15 protein-coding genes are annotated in these 17,856 nt (G+C 69.9%); 8 read left to right on the top strand and 7 right to left on the bottom strand.

Translation table 11 applies throughout. From position 1 onward, the window contains the following. The first annotated feature begins 24 nt into the window (after positions 1–24). From E5671_RS17785 to E5671_RS17775, 3 genes are all read left to right on the top strand, one after another. The gene (locus E5671_RS17785) at positions 25–2,106 is read left to right on the top strand and encodes an MMPL family transporter (RefSeq protein ID WP_202121158.1); all 2,082 of its coding nucleotides are present in this window, start codon (positions 25–27) and stop codon (positions 2,104–2,106) included. A 65-nt stretch (positions 2,107–2,171) separates the two neighbouring features. After that, complete coding sequence (locus tag E5671_RS17780) at positions 2,172–3,434, top strand: sensor histidine kinase (protein WP_443032647.1); 1,263 nt, start codon at positions 2,172–2,174, stop codon at positions 3,432–3,434. Next, positions 3,431–4,093 carry a response regulator gene (locus E5671_RS17775; protein ID WP_160504951.1) on the top strand — a complete coding sequence of 221 codons (663 nt, stop codon included), beginning with the start codon at positions 3,431–3,433 and terminating at the stop codon, positions 4,091–4,093. Before E5671_RS17780 ends, E5671_RS17775 begins: the two co-directional genes overlap by 4 nt. A gap of 211 nt (positions 4,094–4,304) precedes the next feature. Here the strand turns inward: E5671_RS17775 and E5671_RS17770 are convergent, their stop codons facing one another. Genes E5671_RS17770 through E5671_RS17750 form a run of 5 tightly spaced genes read right to left on the bottom strand, consistent with a single transcriptional unit; the run spans position 4,305 to position 10,958 of the window. Beyond that, positions 4,305–5,240: a dihydrodipicolinate synthase family protein gene (locus E5671_RS17770; protein ID WP_160504950.1), complete on the bottom strand. Its 936-nt coding sequence runs from the start codon at positions 5,238–5,240 to the stop codon at positions 4,305–4,307. Further along, positions 5,237–6,304, bottom strand: a complete 1,068-nt coding sequence (locus E5671_RS17765; RefSeq protein WP_160504949.1) for an oligopeptide/dipeptide ABC transporter ATP-binding protein — start codon at positions 6,302–6,304, stop codon at positions 5,237–5,239. The genes E5671_RS17770 and E5671_RS17765 overlap by 4 nt, the downstream gene beginning before the upstream one ends. Then, positions 6,301–8,292 carry a dipeptide/oligopeptide/nickel ABC transporter permease/ATP-binding protein gene (locus E5671_RS17760; protein WP_160504948.1) on the bottom strand — a complete coding sequence of 664 codons (1,992 nt, stop codon included), beginning with the start codon at positions 8,290–8,292 and terminating at the stop codon, positions 6,301–6,303. The genes E5671_RS17765 and E5671_RS17760 overlap by 4 nt, the downstream gene beginning before the upstream one ends. Then, on the bottom strand, positions 8,292–9,251 hold the full coding sequence (locus E5671_RS17755; RefSeq protein ID WP_160504947.1) for an ABC transporter permease subunit: 960 nt from the start codon (positions 9,249–9,251) through the stop codon (positions 8,292–8,294). Before E5671_RS17755 ends, E5671_RS17760 begins: the two co-directional genes overlap by 1 nt. A 48-nt stretch (positions 9,252–9,299) precedes the next feature. After that, complete coding sequence (locus E5671_RS17750; protein WP_336605776.1) at positions 9,300–10,958, bottom strand: ABC transporter substrate-binding protein; 1,659 nt, start codon at positions 10,956–10,958, stop codon at positions 9,300–9,302. 160 nt (positions 10,959–11,118) lie between these two features. On the opposite strand from E5671_RS17750, the gene E5671_RS17745 reads away from it, so the two are divergent. The 5 genes from E5671_RS17745 (at position 11,119) to E5671_RS17725 (ending at position 16,658) form a co-directional block, all read left to right on the top strand. Next, entirely contained in the window at positions 11,119–11,847 is a 729-nt protein-coding gene (locus tag E5671_RS17745; RefSeq protein WP_202122033.1) for a FadR/GntR family transcriptional regulator, read from the top strand. Beyond that, positions 11,844–13,739: a beta-galactosidase gene (locus E5671_RS17740; RefSeq protein ID WP_160504946.1), complete on the top strand. Its 1,896-nt coding sequence runs from the start codon at positions 11,844–11,846 to the stop codon at positions 13,737–13,739. The genes E5671_RS17745 and E5671_RS17740 overlap by 4 nt, the downstream gene beginning before the upstream one ends. A 238-nt stretch (positions 13,740–13,977) precedes the next feature. Beyond that, entirely contained in the window at positions 13,978–14,574 is a 597-nt protein-coding gene (locus tag E5671_RS17735; protein WP_160504945.1) for a hypothetical protein, read from the top strand. Between the two features lie 80 nt (positions 14,575–14,654). Beyond that, positions 14,655–15,140, top strand: coding sequence for a GNAT family N-acetyltransferase (locus E5671_RS17730; RefSeq protein ID WP_160504944.1), 486 nt, complete (start codon positions 14,655–14,657; stop codon positions 15,138–15,140). Positions 15,141–15,182: 42 nt separating this feature from the next. Then, positions 15,183–16,658 (top strand): membrane-associated oxidoreductase, encoded by a 1,476-nt coding sequence (locus E5671_RS17725; RefSeq protein WP_160504943.1) that lies wholly within the window; start codon positions 15,183–15,185, stop codon positions 16,656–16,658. Here the strand turns inward: E5671_RS17725 and E5671_RS17720 are convergent. After that, on the bottom strand, positions 16,645–16,929 hold the full coding sequence (locus E5671_RS17720) for a DUF397 domain-containing protein (protein WP_160504942.1): 285 nt from the start codon (positions 16,927–16,929) through the stop codon (positions 16,645–16,647). The genes E5671_RS17725 and E5671_RS17720 overlap by 14 nt on opposite strands. Further along, positions 16,911–17,744, bottom strand: coding sequence for a helix-turn-helix domain-containing protein (locus tag E5671_RS17715; protein WP_160504941.1), 834 nt, complete (start codon positions 17,742–17,744; stop codon positions 16,911–16,913). The genes E5671_RS17720 and E5671_RS17715 overlap by 19 nt, the downstream gene beginning before the upstream one ends. Positions 17,745–17,856 lie beyond the last annotated feature (112 nt).

Raw genomic sequence — 17,856 nt, 5'->3', positions numbered from 1 at the left:
CAACCTGCCGGAAGGAGGCCCGTCATGCGGGCCGAACAGACCACCGCACGACGGCGACGAGCCGTGCCCTGGGTGTTCCTCGCCCTGTGGATCGGCGTCATCGCGCTCGCCGGGCCCTTCGCGTCCAAGCTGTCCGACGCCCAGCAGGACCGCGTCGTCGACTACCTCCCCGCCAGCGCCGACTCCACCGAAGTGGCCAAGATCCAGGACCAGTTGCCCGGCGGCGAGGCCACCGAGCTGGTGCTCGTCTACCACCGTGACGGCGGCCTGACCGCGGCCGACCGCGAGACGGCGGCCGCCCAGATCGCAGAGATCGGCCAGGCCCACAAGCTGACGTCCGACCCGCGCGCCGTACCGTCCAAGGACGGCACCACACTGATGTACCCCGTGGCGAGCACCGAGCCGGGACAGGACGAGAAGGCAAGGGACGCGCTCGTCGACGACATACGCGAAGCCGCCCACGGAGAAGGCGGGCTGAGCGTCGACGTGGGCGGCTCGGGGGCGCTCGACACCGACGCGGGCAAAGTCTACGAATCGCTCGGCGGGCCGCTGCTCTACACCACCGCCGGTGTCGTCGCGCTGCTCCTGATCCTCATCTACCGCAGCCCGTTCCTGTGGCTCGTGCCGCTCGCCGTCGCCGGGGTCGCGGACTACCTCGCCATGGGCATCGCGTACGGACTGCACGAAGGCTTCGGGACGTCCGTCACCGGCCAGAGCAGCGGCGTGATGACGATCCTCGTGTTCGGCGCGGGCACCGACTACGCGCTGCTCATCGTCGCCCGCTACCGCGAGGAGCTGCGCAGGATCGAGCGGCCCTACGACGCGATGACCGCCGCCCTGAAAGGGTGCGGGCCCGCCGTGCTCGCCTCCTCGGGGACCGTCGCGGTGGGCCTCCTGTGCCTCCTCGCCGCCGACCTCAACAGCAGCCGCGGCATGGGCCCGCTGGGCACGGTCGGAGTGCTGTGCGCACTCGCCGCGATGCTGACGCTGCTCCCCGCCATTCTCGTCCTCCTGGGGCGGCGCGTGTTCTGGCCGCTCGTGCCCGCCTTCGGCAGCGAACCCAAGCAGCGGCGCAACCTCTTCTCCATGATGGGGAGTTCGGCCGGCCGCAGGCCCCTCACCGTGCTCACGGGCGGCGCCGTGCTGCTCGGCGCCCTCGCCCTGGGGGCGCTGAACCTGCCGGGCGCGCTGAAGCAGGAGGACTCCTTCACCAAGACACCCGACTCCGTCACCGCCATGGAGACCCTCGCCAAGGCCTACCCCGAACGCGGCACCCAGCCCATCACCGTGATGGCTCCCGCGGACCGTGCCACCGAGGCCCTCGCCGACATCAAGGACACGAAGGGCGTGGACAGCGCCGAGAAAGGACGCACGGCGAAGGGCTGGACGGAGATCTCCGTGATCGCGACGTCCGCGCCCGAGTCGGCGGGGGAGACCGCCACGATCAAGGCACTGCGGGCCGACCTGGAGGGCTCGTACGTAGGCGGATCCAGCGCCCAGCAACTCGACCTGAAGGACACGAACGACCGCGACCGCCTGATCATCGTGCCGCTGGTCCTCGCGGCGGTCCTGCTGATCCTGGTGGCCTTGCTGCGGTCCCTCGTCGCGCCGCTGCTGCTGCTCGTCGCGGTGGTCGCGGTGTGGGGAGCGACCCTGGGCATCGCGGGCCTGGTCTTCGAGCCGCTCTTCGGCTTCGAGGGCACGGACCCCGGGCTCGGCCTGCTGTCCTTCGTCTTCCTCGTCGCGCTGGGCGTCGACTACGGCATCTTCCTGATGCACCGCATGCGCGAGGAGGCCCTCGCCGGGGCCGAACCGGGGGCCGCCGCGCTGACCGCACTGCGGACGACAGGCGGCGTCATCGCGTCGGCGGGCCTGGTCCTCGCGGCGACGTTCGCGGTGCTCACCAACATGCCGCTGGTGCAACTGGTCGAGCTCGGCTTCGTCATCGCGGTGGGTGTTCTGCTGGACACGTTCCTCGTGCGGACGTATCTCGTCACGAGCGCGAGTGTGGCCCTTGGACGGAAGATGTGGTGGCCGGGCGCCCTGTCGCGGCCCACGCCCGCCGCCGGGCCGGTGCCGGAACCCCAACGGGTGCCCGCACCCTGACCGTTGACCGCTTCAGGACGCCCCTTCCCTGCCGGAGGGGCGTCCTCGTACGGGAGGATGGAGCAGTGGGGAGACAACCGCAGGTCCAGGTCCGGCAGAGCTCGCCGGCGCCGCGTGGAGTGCTGGCCTTCACCGGGGCCGTGCCCGGCACGCCGCGTGCCGTGCGGGACGACGCGGTGTTCGCGGTGGGGCTCGCGGTACTGGCCGCCCTGCTCGCGGCCTTCGTCGCGGACGGGCGGCGGCCGGACGCCCTCGGGTGGGCCCTCCTCCTGGGCGCCCACCTCCCCCTCGTATGGCGGCGGAGCCGTCCCCTGCCCGTGCTGCTGGCCGTCGCGTCGTGCGTCGCGCCCTACCACGCCATGGACTACACGCACACGGCCGCGGTCCCGGTCGGCATGGTCGCCCTCTACACCGTCGCCGTGTCCGGTCGCCCGCGCCGCGCCCTGCTCACCGGGATCGTCGTCGTCGGCGTCATGCTGACGGTCAAGGCGGGCGGAACCCCGCACGAGGTGCCCGAGGTACTGAGGATCGCCGGGTGGATCGTCGCCGTGCTGCTGCTCGGCGTGTACGTCCGCATCCACCGCCAGTACGTCACCTCCGTACTGGAGCGCGCCGAGCGGGCGGAGCGTACGCGCGAGGAGGAGGCGCGGCGGCGGGTCGCCGAGGAGAGGCTGCGGGTCGCCCGTGACCTGCACGACCTGCTCGCGCACAGCATCACCCTGGTCGGCGTCCAGACGTCCGTCGCGGCACATGTCCTCGCCGCCGACCCGGAGCGGCTCGACCGGGCGGCGGTGGCCAGAGCCCTCGACGACATCGCCGACACCTGCCGGTCGGCCCGCGGCGAACTCCGCGCCACCCTTGAGGTGTTGAGGGCGGGCACCGCCGAGGAGACGCGGGGCCCGCTGCCGGGCCTCGACGGACTCGCCGATCTGGCGGAGGCGGCGCGGACGTCCGGGGCGGAGGTCGACCTGGCGGTACGGGACGTCGAGGCGCCGCCCGCCGTGGGCGCGGCCGCCTACCGGATCGTGCAGGAGGCGCTGACCAACGCGGTACGGCACGGCGGCCCCGGGCTCACCATCCGGGTGGGGATACGCGAGGCGGATGCGGCGCTGCGGGTGACGGTGGTGGACGACGGGGCGGCCGTCGACGACGGGGTGGCCGCCCAGGAGCCCTCGCACACCCCAGGGTTCGGCCTCGTGGGGATGCGGGAGCGGGCCCGGAGCGTGGGCGGCACGTTGGAGGCGGGGCCCCGGGAGGGTGGGGGGTTCGAGGTGTCGGCCGTGCTGCCAATGGTTCCTGTCGGCCTGGGCCTGGGAGGGCTTCGATGACGATTCGTGTGCTGCTCGCCGATGACCAGACGCTGGTACGGGCCGCGTTCGCGATGCTCGTCGAGTCCGCGCCGGACATGGAGGTGGTGGGGCAGGCGGGAACGGGGCGGGCGGCGGTCGAGCTCGCCCGCTCGGAGCGGGCGGATCTCATCGTGATGGACATCCGGATGCCGGACCTGGACGGGATCGAGGCGACGCGGCTCCTCGCGGAGGACGAGGATCTGGCCGGGGTGAAGGTGCTGATGCTGACGACTTATGACACGGACGAGCATGTCGTCGACGCGCTTCGGGCCGGGGCGTCCGGGTTTCTGGTCAAGGACACGAAGCCGGGGGAGTTGCTGGAGGCGATCCGTACGGTGGCCTCGGGGGAGTCCCTGCTTTCGCCGGGCCCGACTTCTCGGCTGATCGCACGGGTGCTGCGGGCGCCGGCTGAGGTTGCTCTGCCGGATGCGCTGTCCGGTCAGTTGAGCGAGCGGGAGCGTCAGGTTCTCGCGCTGGTCGCGCGGGGCCTCAACAACGGAGAGATCGCTGACCAGTTGGGGCTGAGCCCGCTGACCGCGAAGACGCACGTCAGCCGGATCATGGGGAAGCTCGGGGCGAGGGACCGTGCGCAGCTGGTGATCGTGGCGTACGAGTCGGGGTTGGTGCGGCCGGGGTAGGGGCGTTTCCTTTCCCCAACCCCGCCCCTTCCCGAAAACCCGCTCGGCGCGGGGGCCTTGGTTGCCGTCATCACCGGCTTCGCCGAGTTCGTCCTCAAACGCCGGACGGGCTAGGTATTTCAGCCCCTCCGGCGTTTGAGGAGCGGGGTCTGGGGCGGAGCCCCAGTTTCGGGAAGGGGCGGGATTGGGGAAAGCCCCGCAGGGACCGCTCCTACAACAACCCCGCCCCCGCCAAGAACTTCCCCACCCGCTCAACCTCCCCGGAAGACAACGGAACCTGCGGCTCCGCAGTAGCGGGGCAGGCGATCAAGCCCCGTAGGTGCAGCGCCGCCTTGAAGGCGCCCAGCGCGGACGAGCTACCCCCCATCCGACCGCCGTCCCCGACCCGCACCATCCCGAAAAGCCCGCACAACCGCTCCTGCTCCACCCGAGCCCGCCCCCAGTCCCCCTCCCGGCAGTACCGGTACAACCGCGCATACCCCCCGGGGTCCACGTTCCCCAGCCCCGGAACCACCCCATCCGCCCCCATCGCAAGCGCCGCATCCACCGTCGTCTCCGACCCCGTCAGCACACTGAACCCCGAGACGTCCGCCCGCCCCCGCGCGCCAAGGACCACCTCCCGGAAGTTCCCCTCATCCCCGCTGGAGTCCTTCAACCCAGCAAGGACCCCCTCCGCCGCCAGCTCCAGAACCAGCTCCGCGCCCAGTTTGGAGTGGACCGAGGCAGGGAGGTCGTACGCGAACACCGGCACCGCCGAGCGGGCAGCGATCACGCGGAAGTGGCGGGCCACCTCCGCCGGGTGCGTGCGCGTGTAGAAGGGTGCCGTCACCACCACACCGTCCGCCCCGGCCGCCGTCACCGCGCGGACGTGGTCGAGGACCCGTGGCGTCGCCATGTCGATCGCCCCTGCCAGGACCGGGAGTTGGCCCCCGACGTGCCCCGCCACCGTGTCGATCACGACCCGCCGCTGAGCATCCGTCAGGTACGCCGCCTCCGACGACGAGCCGAGGACGAACAAGCCGTCCACCCCGCCCGACACCAAGTGGTCGACCAGCCTGACGAGTGACGCCGTGTCCACCTCGTGGTCCGGTGTCAGAGGAGTGCAGACGGGGGGAACGACACCGGTCAGCGGGGTGGGCATGGTCATGGAGTCTCCCTGGGGCTCGCGTCCGTGGCGGCGGACTGGATCACTAGCTCGTGCGTGGACTGGCCGTCCCGCACAGGGTGGTGGCAGCGGTAGCGGTGCCCGGATCCTTCCCCGGGCCCCTCCCCGGACCCCTCCGTCGACGCGGAGAGCGCGAAGTCCGGCATGGTGGCGGCGCAGGCCTCGTCCGCCTTCCAGCACCTCGTACGGAACGGGCATCCGCTGGGCGGTCGCGTGGCCGAAGGCACCGGGCCGACGAGCGGGATCGGGTCGATGGGGTCGAGGAGGCCGGGCGTCGCGGAGAACAGCGCGCGCGTATAAGGGTGGCGTGCTCTGTCCAGGATCTCCTGCGCCGGTGACTCCTCCACGATTCTGCCCAGATACATGGTGATGACGCGGTCGCTCATCCGCCGCACCGTCTGGATGTCGTGCGACACGAAGACCAGGGCCAGGCCGAGCCGCTCCTTGAGGTCCAGGAGGAGGTTGAGGATCTGGGCGCGCACGGAGACGTCGAGCGCGCTCGTCGGCTCGTCCGCCACCACCAGCTCCGGTTCGAGGGCGAGGGCGCGTGCGATCGCCACGCGTTGGCGTTGTCCGCCCGAGAGCTGACCGGGTAGACCGTCCGCCAAGACCTTGGGGAGGCCCACCAGTGACATCAACTCCCGGACCCGTGCGTCACGGTGGGCGGACGTCCCCATCCTGTGGACGTCCAGCGGGTCCCGGAGAATCTGCCGTACCGTCAGCCTGCGATTCAGTGCCGTCGACGGGTCCTGGAAGATCATGGCGGTGTTCCGGCCGACCGCGGTCCGCCGCTCGGCGGGCTTCATCGTCCACAGGTCGCGTCCCCGGAAGGACACCGTGCCCGCCGTGGGCCGCTGCACCCCCACCAGGACCTTCGCGAGCGTCGACTTGCCGCACCCCGACTCGCCCACGACGCCCACCGTCTCGCCGGACGCGATGGTCAGATCGGCGCCGGTCAGGGCGTACACACGGTCACGCGAGAACAGCCCGCCCGAGCGGGCCCTGTGCACGACGTGCGCGTCGGACAGCGAGATGAGAGCGGTCACTTGAGGGCCTCGCTTCCCCTGGGGTGCGGCACCGGTGGCGGTTGTTGCGCCGGATGGTGGCAGGCGATGGAGTGCCGTGCCCCGCCGACGAGTTCGGGCGCCGTCGTGCGGCACACCTCGCTCGCCAGGGGGCAGCGGTCCGCGAACCGGCAGCCCGCAGGGAAGTCGGCGGGCGACGGGACGACGCCCTTGATCTGCGTCAGGCGCTGCGCCGCCGATTCGAGCGAGAGTACCGAGCCGAGCAGGCCGCGCGTGTAGTGGTGCGACGGTGCCTCGACGAGGTCCGCCGTCACGCCCGTCTCGACGATCTGGCCCCCGTACATCACCACCACCCGGTCGGTGACGTCCGCGACCAGGGCCAGGTCGTGCGATACGAGGATCAGCGCGAAGCCCAGTTCTTCGCGCAGGCGCAGGAGGAGTTGGATGACCTGGGCCTGGACGGTGACGTCCAGGGCCGTCGTCGGTTCGTCCGCGACGATCAGTTTCGGGTCGCGGGAGAGCGCCATCGCGATCAGGACGCGCTGGCGCTGGCCGCCGGACAGTTCGTGCGGGTAGCTGCGCAGGGTGCGGTCCGGGTCGAGGCCGACCAGTTCGAGGAGCTCGACCGCCGTGCGGCGCCCTCCCCTGCGTACGACCTGTTTGAGCTGGGAGCGGACCGTCATCGCGGGGTTGAGGGACGACAGCGCGTCCTGGTAGATCATCGCCATGTCGTGGCCGAGCAGTCGCCTGCGGGCGCGCATCGGCATGCCGATCAACTGCTCGCCGTTGAAGGTGACTTGGCCGCCGATGCGGGCGCCCTTCGGCTCCAGGCCCATCACGGTCAGCGCGGTGAGCGACTTGCCGCAGCCCGACTCCCCGACCAGGCCGAGGACTTCGCCCGGCCTGACGTGGAAGCTGATGCCGTCGACGATGTCGACGCCGCCGTGGCGGGCGTCGAAGCCGATCGTGAGGTCGGAGACGGTCAGGACCGGAGTCCCCTCGGGCAGCGGCCGTGCGCGTGAGCGCAGGCGCTCGGCCGCCTCCGTCAGGCCCGGCAGCTCAAGGACCTTGCCGCTGCCCGGCTCGGGCGCTTCGAGGCGGTCCTCCTTGCGGGCCGCGCCCGGCACGTCGCGGGTCGCGGGCGCCGCCCACGCGTCCGACACGCCCTCGGAGAGGATGTTCAGGGCAAGGACCGTGATCAGCATCAGGAGGCCGGGGAAGACCGTCGCCCACCAGCCGCCGAGCAGCACCATGTTCTTGCCGTCGGCGATGACGCTGCCCCAGGACGGGTCCGGGGGCCGCACTCCCGCGCCGATGAACGACAGCGAGGCCTCGAAGACGATGGCCTCGGCGACCTGCACCGTGCAGAACACCAGGATCGGCGCCGCGCAATTGATGGCCACGTGCCTGATGAGGATGTGCGGGGTGCGGGCACCGATGATGCGTTCGGCGACGACATAGTCCTCGCCGTACTGATCCATCACGTTCGCCCGTACGACCCGTGCGATCGGTGGGGTGAACAGGAACGCGATGGCGCAGATCAGGACGAGGATGCCGCCGCCGAAGACCGCCACGAGGACGGCCGCGAGCGCGATCCCCGGGAACGCCATGACGACGTCCAGGCACCGCATCAGCGTCTCGTCGACCGCCTTGCGCGAGGTCGCCGCGATCGCCCCGAGCAACGCGCCCACGATGAGGGCGAGCAGCGTCGCCCCGAGCCCGATCGCCAGGGACCAGCGCGCCCCGTACATCAGCCGGCTGAGGATGTCCCGGCCCAGGCTGTCCTGACCCATCCAGTGGTCGCCCGACGGATGTCCCGTGCCGTCGACCTGCGGCTGCTGGTCGAGCGGGTCGTGCGGGGCGATCAGCGGTGCGAAGAGCGCGACGAGGACGACGACGCCGACGACGGCCACCGCGATCCGGGAGAGGACCGGCAGCCTGCGCAGGGAGCGGATGCGGATGCCGGGCTGCGAGAGCCGCTCGGCCAGAGCCTTGCGCGACATGATCATCAGGCGGTCCCCCTCAGGCGCGGATTGACCAGCAGATGGAGGATGTCGAGGACCAGGTTCACGACCACGAATCCGACGGCCGTCGTGATGACGACCCCCTGCACGACGGCCGGGTCGCCGTTCTTCACGGCGTCGATCATCAGCTTCCCCATGCCGGGCAGCGAGAAGATCGTCTCGATGACGACCGCGCCACCGAGCAGATAGCCGACGCGCAGGCCGAGCACGGTCAGCGGGTTGATGAGGGCGTTGCGCAGGACGTTGCGGCTGACCACGACGACCGGTGGCAGGCCGCTGCCGATCGCCGTCCGTACGTAGTCCTTGTCGAGCTCCTCGACCACGGCCGTACGGATGATGCGGGTGAGCCCGGCAGCCACGGGGAGCGACAGCGCGAAGGCGGGGAGCGTCATGGTCTTGAGCCAACCGCTCAGTGAGTCACCGGGGTTGACGTATCCGCCGGTCGGGAACCAGCCCGCCTCCACCGCCAGGTACTGGATCATCAGCAGCGCGAGCCAGAAGCCGGGCGCCGCAACGCCGGTCAGCGAGATGACGCGGATCAGCTGGTCGGGCAGCCGGTCGCGGTAGATCGCCGCGGTCACGCCGAGCAGCAGCGAGATGACCACCGCGATGCCGAGACCCATGAAGGTCAGCTGCACGGTGAGCGGAAGGGCGGTGGTGACCTGGTCCACCACCGGTGAGCGGGTGAGCACGCTGATGCCCATGTCGCCCTGGACCAGATCACCGACGAACGCGACGTAGCGCACCGGCAGCGGATCGAGCAGCCCGTTCTCCTCGCGGAAGTCGTGCAGTTGCTGCTCGGTCGGATTGGCGCCCTGGAAGAACGCCGACGCCGGATCGACGTCCGAGAACCGCATCACGAGGAACACGAAAAGGACGATGCCGAGCAGCAGCGGGACGAGGAGGGCGAGGCGGCGGGCCAGGATTCTTAACATCGCGGTCACGGCGTACGACTCCCAACGGTCTTACGGGCCGACAGCGGGGGCCGGTGGCTAGCCGGCCCACTTGGCCTGGAGGAGATTGATGCCCGGATAGGGCTGGGCCTTGATGCCGGTGAGCTTCTTCGGGTCCCAGGCGGTCATCAGCTCGTTGTGGACGACCGGATAGATCACCGCCTGCTCGGCGACGATGTCGATGTAGTCCTGGACCATGGCCTTCTTCTTGGTCGCGTCGGGTTCCCGCGTCGCCTGGTCCATGTCCTTGAAGAGCTTCTTGGCGGTGGAGTTGCCCGCCCAGCGGGCGTATCCCATCCACAGGTTCTCGGGCCCGTAGTTGTAGTGCATGATCAGGTCGGGGTCGATGCCGAACTGGTTGGGGTTCGATGCGGCCGCGACGATCTGGTAGTCCTTCTTCTGGTCCATCTTGGTGAAGACGGCCGTGGTCTCCTGCGGGTCCAGGGTCGTCTTGACGCCGATCGCGTCCCACGAGGCCTTGATGGTCGGCAGGCAGTCGACGATCCAACTCACGTTCACCGCCATGAGGTTGACGGAGAGTTCCTTGACCCCCGCCTCCTTCAGGAGCTTCTTCGCCTTCTCGGGGTCGTACGCGTAGACCGTCTTCGCCGGGCGATAGGCGGGGTTGGCCTCGTTGAGGAACGAAGTCGACGCCTTGCCATGGCCCTTGAGCGCGACCTGGATCATCTTCTCGGTGTCGATGGCGTAGTGCAGGGCCTGGCGCACGCGTACGTCGTCGAAGGGCTTGTGCGCGGTGTTGAACATCAGGAACAGGTTGTTCATCCCCGCCCCGCCCTCGACGGTGAGCCCGCCCTTCTTGAGCTGCTCGATGTTGGCGTACGGGATGTTGTCCGCGATCTCCGAGTCCGCGCTGCCGCCGGAGATCTTCGCGACGCGGGGTGCCGCGTCCACGATGGTCAGCCAGTTCATCTTCTTGAAGGCTGCCTTGCGCGGGCCGTTGTAGTCGTCGAAGGCCTCAAAGGTGGTGTTGGACTTCGGGGCGTGCGACGCCTGCTTGTACGGGCCCGAGCCCACCGCCTTGCCCTTGGTCGCGTCGTCCCAGGCGCCCGGCTTGGAGAAGACGTGCTTCGGCATGATCTTGGCGAGGGAGAGGCGGGCGAGGCCGTCCGGGAACGGGAACTTCAGGACGAGCTCGACGGAGGTCGCGTCGACCTTCTTGACCTCCTTCAGCCAGCTCTCGAAGAAGCCCTTGGCCAGGGTCTGCGTCTTCGGATCCAGGATGCGGTCGAAGACGAACACCACGTCGTCGGCGGTCACGGGCTTCCCGTCGTGCCACTTGGCGCCGGGCCGCAACGTGAACTTCCAGGTCGTCGCCTTGTCGTCGGTGGGGACCTCCGTGGCGAGCGCGGCGTACGGCTCGCGGGTGATGGGGTCCGTGCCCAGGAGCCCCTCGTAGATGTGCTCGTTGCCGGCCATCGCGAAGGCGGACGCCGTCTGCGTGGGATCCCAACTGCCGTCGTTGCCATAGCCGATGACGGCGGTGAGGGTGGAATCACCGCCCTTGCCGCCGCCTCCCCCGGCGTCGTTCGTGGACTCGGGCCCCGACGAGCAGGCGGAGAGCGTGGTGGTGATGGCGGCGGCCGCGCCCAGCGCACCGGTGTACTTGAGGAAGGACCGACGGTCCGGTGCGGGTCCGGTGTCTCCGGTGGAGCCGATGCGGGTCTTGTGGTCGCTCACTGTGTCTCCCTTGAGAGATCCCACGTCCTACGTCATGGTGGCGTGGCGACCATAAGAGCGCCACGAGGGCCGGTCAAGAGATCGCGCACGGATCCGAATCCGGGCCGTGCGGAACGATGTCGGTCCGGAGGTGGGACGTGGGATGTCGTCCGTGCCTACGATGTGCCGCATGCCTCAGGAGCCAGTCCGCGAACGGCGCGTGGGCAGCCAAGTCCGGCGCGCGGTCATGCAGTTGATCCTCGACAGAGGGCTACGGCCGGGCGCGCTGCTGCCCACCGAGGCCGAGTTGATGGAAGAGCTGGGGGTCAGCAGGAACTCGGTGCGCGAGGCGCTCAAGGCGCTCCAGGCCCTGGACATCGTGGAGATAAGACACGGCTACGGGACGTATGTGGGGCAGGCGTCGCTGATGCCGCTGGCCGACGGCCTCACGTTCCGTACGTTGGTGCAGCTGGCGGACGACACCCATGCGCTGGCCGAGATCCTCCAGGTGCGGGAAGTGCTGGAGGAGGGCCTGGTGCGGCGGGTCGCGGTGCTGCTCACGGACGAGGAACTGTGCCAACTGGAGTCGTTGGTACGCAAGATGGAGGAATCAGCGGACGGCGGCGCGGCCTTCCCGGACCTTGACCGCGAGTTCCACGAGACGCTCTACCGCTCGCTGGGCAACGAGCTGGTGCCGCAGCTGCTCGGCGCGTTCTGGAACGTCTTCAACCGGGTGGCGGGGGCGCGGGGGTGGGCCCGCGATCCGGCGCCGGACGTGACGGTGCGCAGGCACCGGGACATCGTGACGGCGCTGCGGGCACGGGACGTGGAGCGGGCGCAGATGGCGATGGCGGAACACTTCCGGGGAATCGCGGCGCGGTCGGGGCAGGAGTCGAGGGGCGTGGGATGAGACTGAGTCACTTCTACGACCGGATTACGTCGCTGGGGTACGGGGGTGACTACAACCCCGAGCAGTGGGGCCCGGAAGTCCACGCCGAGGACTCCGAGTTGATGCGCGAGGCGCGGGTGAACCTCGTGACGCTCGGGATCTTCTCGTGGGCGAAGACGGAGCCCGCCCCGGGAACGTACGACTTCACCTGGCTGGACGGTCACATGGACCGCCTCGCGGAGACAGGCGTCGCGGTGAGTCTGGCCACGATGACGGCATCCCCACCTCCCTGGCTGACGCGCCTGCACCCGGAGACCCTCCCGGTCCTTGAGGACGGCACCCGCCTGCACCCCGGCTCCCGCCAGCACTGGTGCCCGTCGAGCCCGGTCCACCGCCGCTATTCGGTACGCCTCGCGGAACGCCTGGCCACGCGCTACGGCACGCACCCCGCCCTCGCCCTGTGGCACATCGGCAACGAATACGGCTGCCACATCTCACGCCACTGCCACTGCGAGGTGTCGACGGCAGCGTTCCGTACATGGCTGCGGGAGCGCTACGGCACGGTCGCGGCCCTGAACGACGCATGGTCGACGGACTTCTGGTCGCAGCGCTACGGCACCTTCGAGGAGATCCACACCCCGCGCAAAGCCCCATCGTTCCGCAACCCGGCCCAGCAGCTCGACTACTGGCGCTTCTCGTCGGACGAGCTCCTCGCGTGCTACCTGGCGGAGAAGGAGGTCCTGACCCGCATCACCCCGCACATCCCCGTGACGACGAACTTCGTCCCGGTGGCGAAGACGCTGGACCTGTTCGCGTGGGCCCCGCACCTGGACGTGGTGGCGTACGACTCGTACCCGGACCCGCACGATCCGGAGTCGCTCCACCGAACGGCCTTCTCCTACGACGTCATGCGCGGCCTGAAGGGGGGACAGCCGTGGCTGCTCCTCGAACAGGCGCCGGGAGCGGTGAACTGGCGCGAGCGCAACGGAAGAAAACCCCCGGGCCGGATGCGCCTGGACAGCTGGCAGGCGGTGGCGCACGGAGCGGACTCGGTGCTGTTCTTTCAGTGGCGGCAGTCGCGCGGGGGAGCGGAGAAGTTCCACTCGGCGATGGTGCCGCACGGGGGCCGCGAGACGCGGATCTTCCGGGAGGTGCGGGACCTGGGCGCGGAACTGGCGCACCACCCCGACCTGCTGGGCTCCCTTCCCGAGCGGGCGGACGCGGCGCTGCTCCTGGACTGGCCCAGCTGGTGGGCGCTGGAACTGGACGCGCACCCGAGCGCGGACGTAACGCTCCTGGAGGCGGCCCTGGCCCACCACAAGCCGCTGTACGACGCGTCGGTGGCGTGTGACGTGGTCCCGGCGGACGCGGACGTGACGGAGTTGGCCAAGTACCGCCTGCTCCTGATCCCCAACCTCTACTCGGTGACGAAGGAAACCGCGGAACGAATCCGCGCGTACGTCCACGGGGGCGGCACCCTCGTCATGTCCTACTTCTCCGGAATCGTGGACGAACACGACCGCGTCCACCTCGGCGGCTACCCGGCCCCCTTCCGTGAACTGCTCGGCCTCCGCGTGGAGGAGTTCGACCCCCGCCCCGACGGCACGTGGTCGGAGGAGATCCACCTGGAGGGCGCGGAGGCGGTGATCTCACACCCCGAAGGCGGCGGCCCGGCGGTGACCCGCCACGCGTACGGCGAGGGAGTCGCCTGGTACCTGGGCACGCGCCCCGCCCCCAAGGAGATGCGGGAACTCCTCGACCGGGTGCGGACGGAATGCAGCGTGAACCCGGTCCTCCCGGACCTCCCGGAGGGGGTACAGGCGCGGACGCGGGTGACGGCGGCGGGGGAGCGGGTGCACGTGGTGCTGGATGAACGGAACCTGAGCGTGGAGGTACGACGGGGGCGTCGCTGAGCGCCGCGGCGGTCCCGGGCCGGGGGCGACTGCGGAAATTTCCCGGGGCTGGCAGAGGAAATCCCTGCTCACCCCGCCTCCGCGTGGGATTTTCCTGCAACCCGCCGTCCCGCGACCCGCCGCCCCGACGGCCGCAGCGGGACGTTAGCGGGACGTTAGCCGGACGGCGCTGGATCATCAGCGGCGGCGGAGAGTCTTGTTCTGTCGAACCCGCACCACCGGACAGAACGGGAAGAACATGTCGCACGCCACCCTCCTCCACGCCCGCAAGGCCGCAGCCGCCATGGTGATCACCATCGCCGCGTTCGGCCTCACCGCCTGCCAGGGCGGCGGAAACGACACCTCGTCATCCTCCGCCCCCGCTTCCGCTTCCGCGGACAAGTCCGAAAACCCCAGCAAGACCGGTGGGGACTCCGCCGACGGCAAGACGTCGGGCACGGCGGACGAGTCCGGGGAGCGCTGTACCGACCAGATGAACTATGCGGGCGACCCGAGGTCGGACGCCGAGATCAACTCCATCGGTACGGACACCGGCACCTGCCCCACGCCGATCAAGGACGACAAGCCCTCGGGCACGCCCACCAAGCCCGGCACGAGCTGCACGGACCAGCTCGACTACGCGGGCGACTCGCGGTCGAACGCCGAGATCAACAGCATCGGTGCGGACACCGGCACCTGCCCCACGCCGGACAAGGGCAACAAGCCCTCGGGCACGCCCAGCAAGCCCGGCGTCAGCTGCACCGACCAGATCAACTACGCGGGCGACTCCAGGCCGAACGCGGAGATCAACTCCATCGGCGCGGACACCGGCTACTGCCCGCCGGTCAAGAAGTAGCGGGACCGGCTACGCGTCGCGTCGTGGAATCGGACGCTACCGCCCACCACTGACAGCGAGGGCCCCGCTAGGTTTCAGCCATGCCCGAACTCCAGCGCCTGCGCGCCGATCACGCTCCCGCCCTGCTCGCCTTCGAGCGCGAGAACCGGGCGTACTTCGCGAAGTACGTGCCAGACCGTGGCGACGCCTACTTCGCCGACTTCGATGCGCGACATGCCTCCCTGCTCGCCGAACAGGCCGCCGGGGCCTGCCACTTCCACGTACTGGTGGACGCTGAGGGCGCGGTGGTCGGGCGCGTCAATCTCGTCGACGTGGCGGACGGCGAAGCCGAACTCGGCTATCGCATCGCCGAGCGGGCGGCGGGGCGCGGGCTCGCCACCGGTGCCGTACGGCAGGTCTGCGGGGTCGCCGGCGCGGAGTACGGGCTTGCTGCCCTGCGCGCGGCTACGGATGCGGGGAACGAGGGGTCGCGGGCGGTGCTCGTCCGTGCGGGGTTCGTGGTCGTGGGCGAGGTGGAGAGTGAGGGGCGGACCGAGGTGCGTTACCGCCGTGACATAGCTGGATGAGCCCCGTTGACACATGATCCGTCGCGCGCAAGAGTCGCGCCGGTGGAGATCAGTGATCTGAGTGACGCCGAGCGGCAGGTGTGGGAGGCCTTCCCGCTGGGGCGGTCCGTCGACTTCCGGGAGCGGCACAGGGAACCCGCCGATTCCGGCGCGGACTGGGGCCCCGAGCGGACCGTGCGGGCCGAGGTGCTCCGCGCCTTGCTCATCGACGGGCCCCGCCAGGAAGGCGAGACCCCTGTCCTGCGGCTGCACGGCGCCCGCATCACCGGCAAGCTCGACCTCGAGTACGCGGAAGTCGCCGGCGCCATCCACCTCTGGTCCTGCTACTTCGACGGGGAACTGGATCTGTACGGGGCGCAGTTGCGCCAGCTGAATCTGGGCTGGTCCGTCTTCCCCGACCTGTACGGCACCGGGTTGCGGATCGACGGCTCGCTGCGGATGACCGGTGTCCGCGTCCGGAGGGCCGTCCGGCTCGGGGGCGCGCGGATCGCCGGGGCGGTTTTCCTCGACGGGGCGCAGCTGGGCGAGCAAGGGTTGGCCGCCGCCTTCGACGAGCCCGTCCTCGCGCTCAATCGCGCCACCATCGACGGTGATCTCCACGCCGACGACGGCTTCACCGCCCACGGGTTGGTCCGCCTCGCGGGTGCCGTGGTCGCCGGGACCATCACCTTCAACGATGCGGTGCTCAGCAACCCGGGCAGCACAGCCTTGCAGGCAGGGAACCTCAGCGCCGGAGACGATCTGCATGCGATGCGGCTCACGGCGTACGGACGGCTCAACCTGCCGGGCGCCCGTATCCCCGGCCAGTTCAACCTGGAGGGCGCCCGGCTCTCCAACCCGGGCGGCATGGCCCTGCGCGCCAGCATCACCGGGGGCACGTTGTGGTTGGACCAGGCCGCACCCGTCGAGGGCACCGTCACACTGCGGGGCTGCCAGTTCGATCTCCTGTACATAGCCCCGGAGACCTGGCCGGACCAGGTCCGCCTCGATGGCCTCACGTACACCAGGCTCGGCCCTCACGAGCCCGCCGAGCGCAGGCTCCAGGTCCTGGAGCGGGATACCGAGGGCTACGTCCCCTTCGCCTACGAGCAGCTCGCCGCCGCGTACCGTCGTGTCGGAGACGACGCGGCCGCCCGCACCGTCCAGCTCGCCAAGCAACGCCGCCACCGCACCACCCTGCCCTGGTACGCCAAGGCCTGGGGCTACCTCCAGGACGCCACCGTCGGCTACGGCTTCCGGCCCACGCGGGCCGCGGTCTGGCTGTTCTCGCTGCTGCTGGCCGGCTCCGTCACGTACGCCGTGCGGGAGCCGGCGGCGCTGAAGCCGAAGGAGGCCGCGGAGTTCAACCCCGTGTTCTACACGCTGGACCTGCTGCTCCCGATCATCGACTTCGGCCAGGAGCACGCGTATGCCTCGCGGGGCGCGTACCAGTGGTTCGGGTACGCCTTGGTCATCATGGGGTGGACCCTCGCCACGACGATCGCGGCGGGCGTCACGCGGTCGATCAGCCGCCAGTAGGACGCAGTCCGGTCACGAAGGCCTGCCAGGCGGGGGCGTTGATGAGGAGGGCGGGGCCCTGGGGGTTCTTGCTGTCCCGTACCGGGACGATCCCGGGGACTCCGTCGGCCACCTCGACGCAGTTGTCACTTTCGTCGCCGCTGCTGTAGCTGCTCTTGCGCCAGCGGGCGGCGCCGATGAAGTCGTACGCGATCTCGACGCAGCTGCCGCCCTCACCGTTGCTGTAGCTGCTCTTGCGCCAGCGTGCGTTGCTCAGGTCGTACTCGCGCATCGTCTGTAGTCCTCAGCCGCCGACTCGACCAGGGCGAGGGACGCCTCCGGCGACAGTGCGGCACCCCTGAGCAGATCGTATGCGCGCTGTGCTCTCACCACCACTGCCGGTTCGTCGACGAGAGTTCCCGAAAACGACGTCTCTGTATAGGCCGTTGGCGGTGCGTCCTCGAAGTCCATGAGCGTCAGCATCCCGCCCATCGTCGCGTGCGCACCCGCCTCGTACGGAAGCACCATCACCAACACCTGCCGCTCCCGCATCAGCGACGCCAAGTGGTCCAACTGCTGCGCCATGGCGTCCGGACCGCCCACCGGGATGTACAGCGCGTTCTCGTGCAGCACCACCCAATACTCCGGCCTTGTAGCGTCCTTGAGGATGCCCGCCCGCTCCAGCCGGGCGCCGACGATCTCGTCCACGTACTCGTCCGTGACGAACGGGTTGGCCGCGAGAGTCACCGCCCGCGCGTATGCGGCGGTCTGCAGAAGGCCCGGGACCAAGGTGGGCGCGAACTCGCAGATCCGCGTGGCCAGCGCCTCAAGCTCAACGACCGTCGCGAAGTAATCCGCATACCGCTTGTCGTCGATCAGCTTTCGGCACATCCGCTCGAAAATACCGTCGGATTGCAGTACCTCATCGATCCGCTGCGCAACATCCAACTGCGGCTTGCGAATAGCCTGTTCGAATTGGCCGATGTATGCGCCGGAAACAAAAACCTGAAGCCCCAGCGCCGACTGCGTGAGCCCCGCGTCTTCCCGGCGCCTCTTCAACTCGGCCCCGAAGAACTCCCAAGCCGCCTGCCGCGAACCATTGGCCATGGCCAACCACCCTCCGCTGCGCCGCAGTTGTAGAGCACAGACTCCTGACGAGTGTAGGACCGGACCGTCACCATCGAGACACGAAGCGTGAAATCCGATGGGAAAGGGGAGC

The sequence above is a fragment of the Streptomyces sp. BA2 genome (assembly GCF_009769735.1).
Taxonomy (GTDB): domain Bacteria; phylum Actinomycetota; class Actinomycetes; order Streptomycetales; family Streptomycetaceae; genus Streptomyces.
The sequence above is the reverse complement of the archived record's forward strand: the minus strand, read 5'-3'. Positions and strand labels throughout refer to the sequence as shown.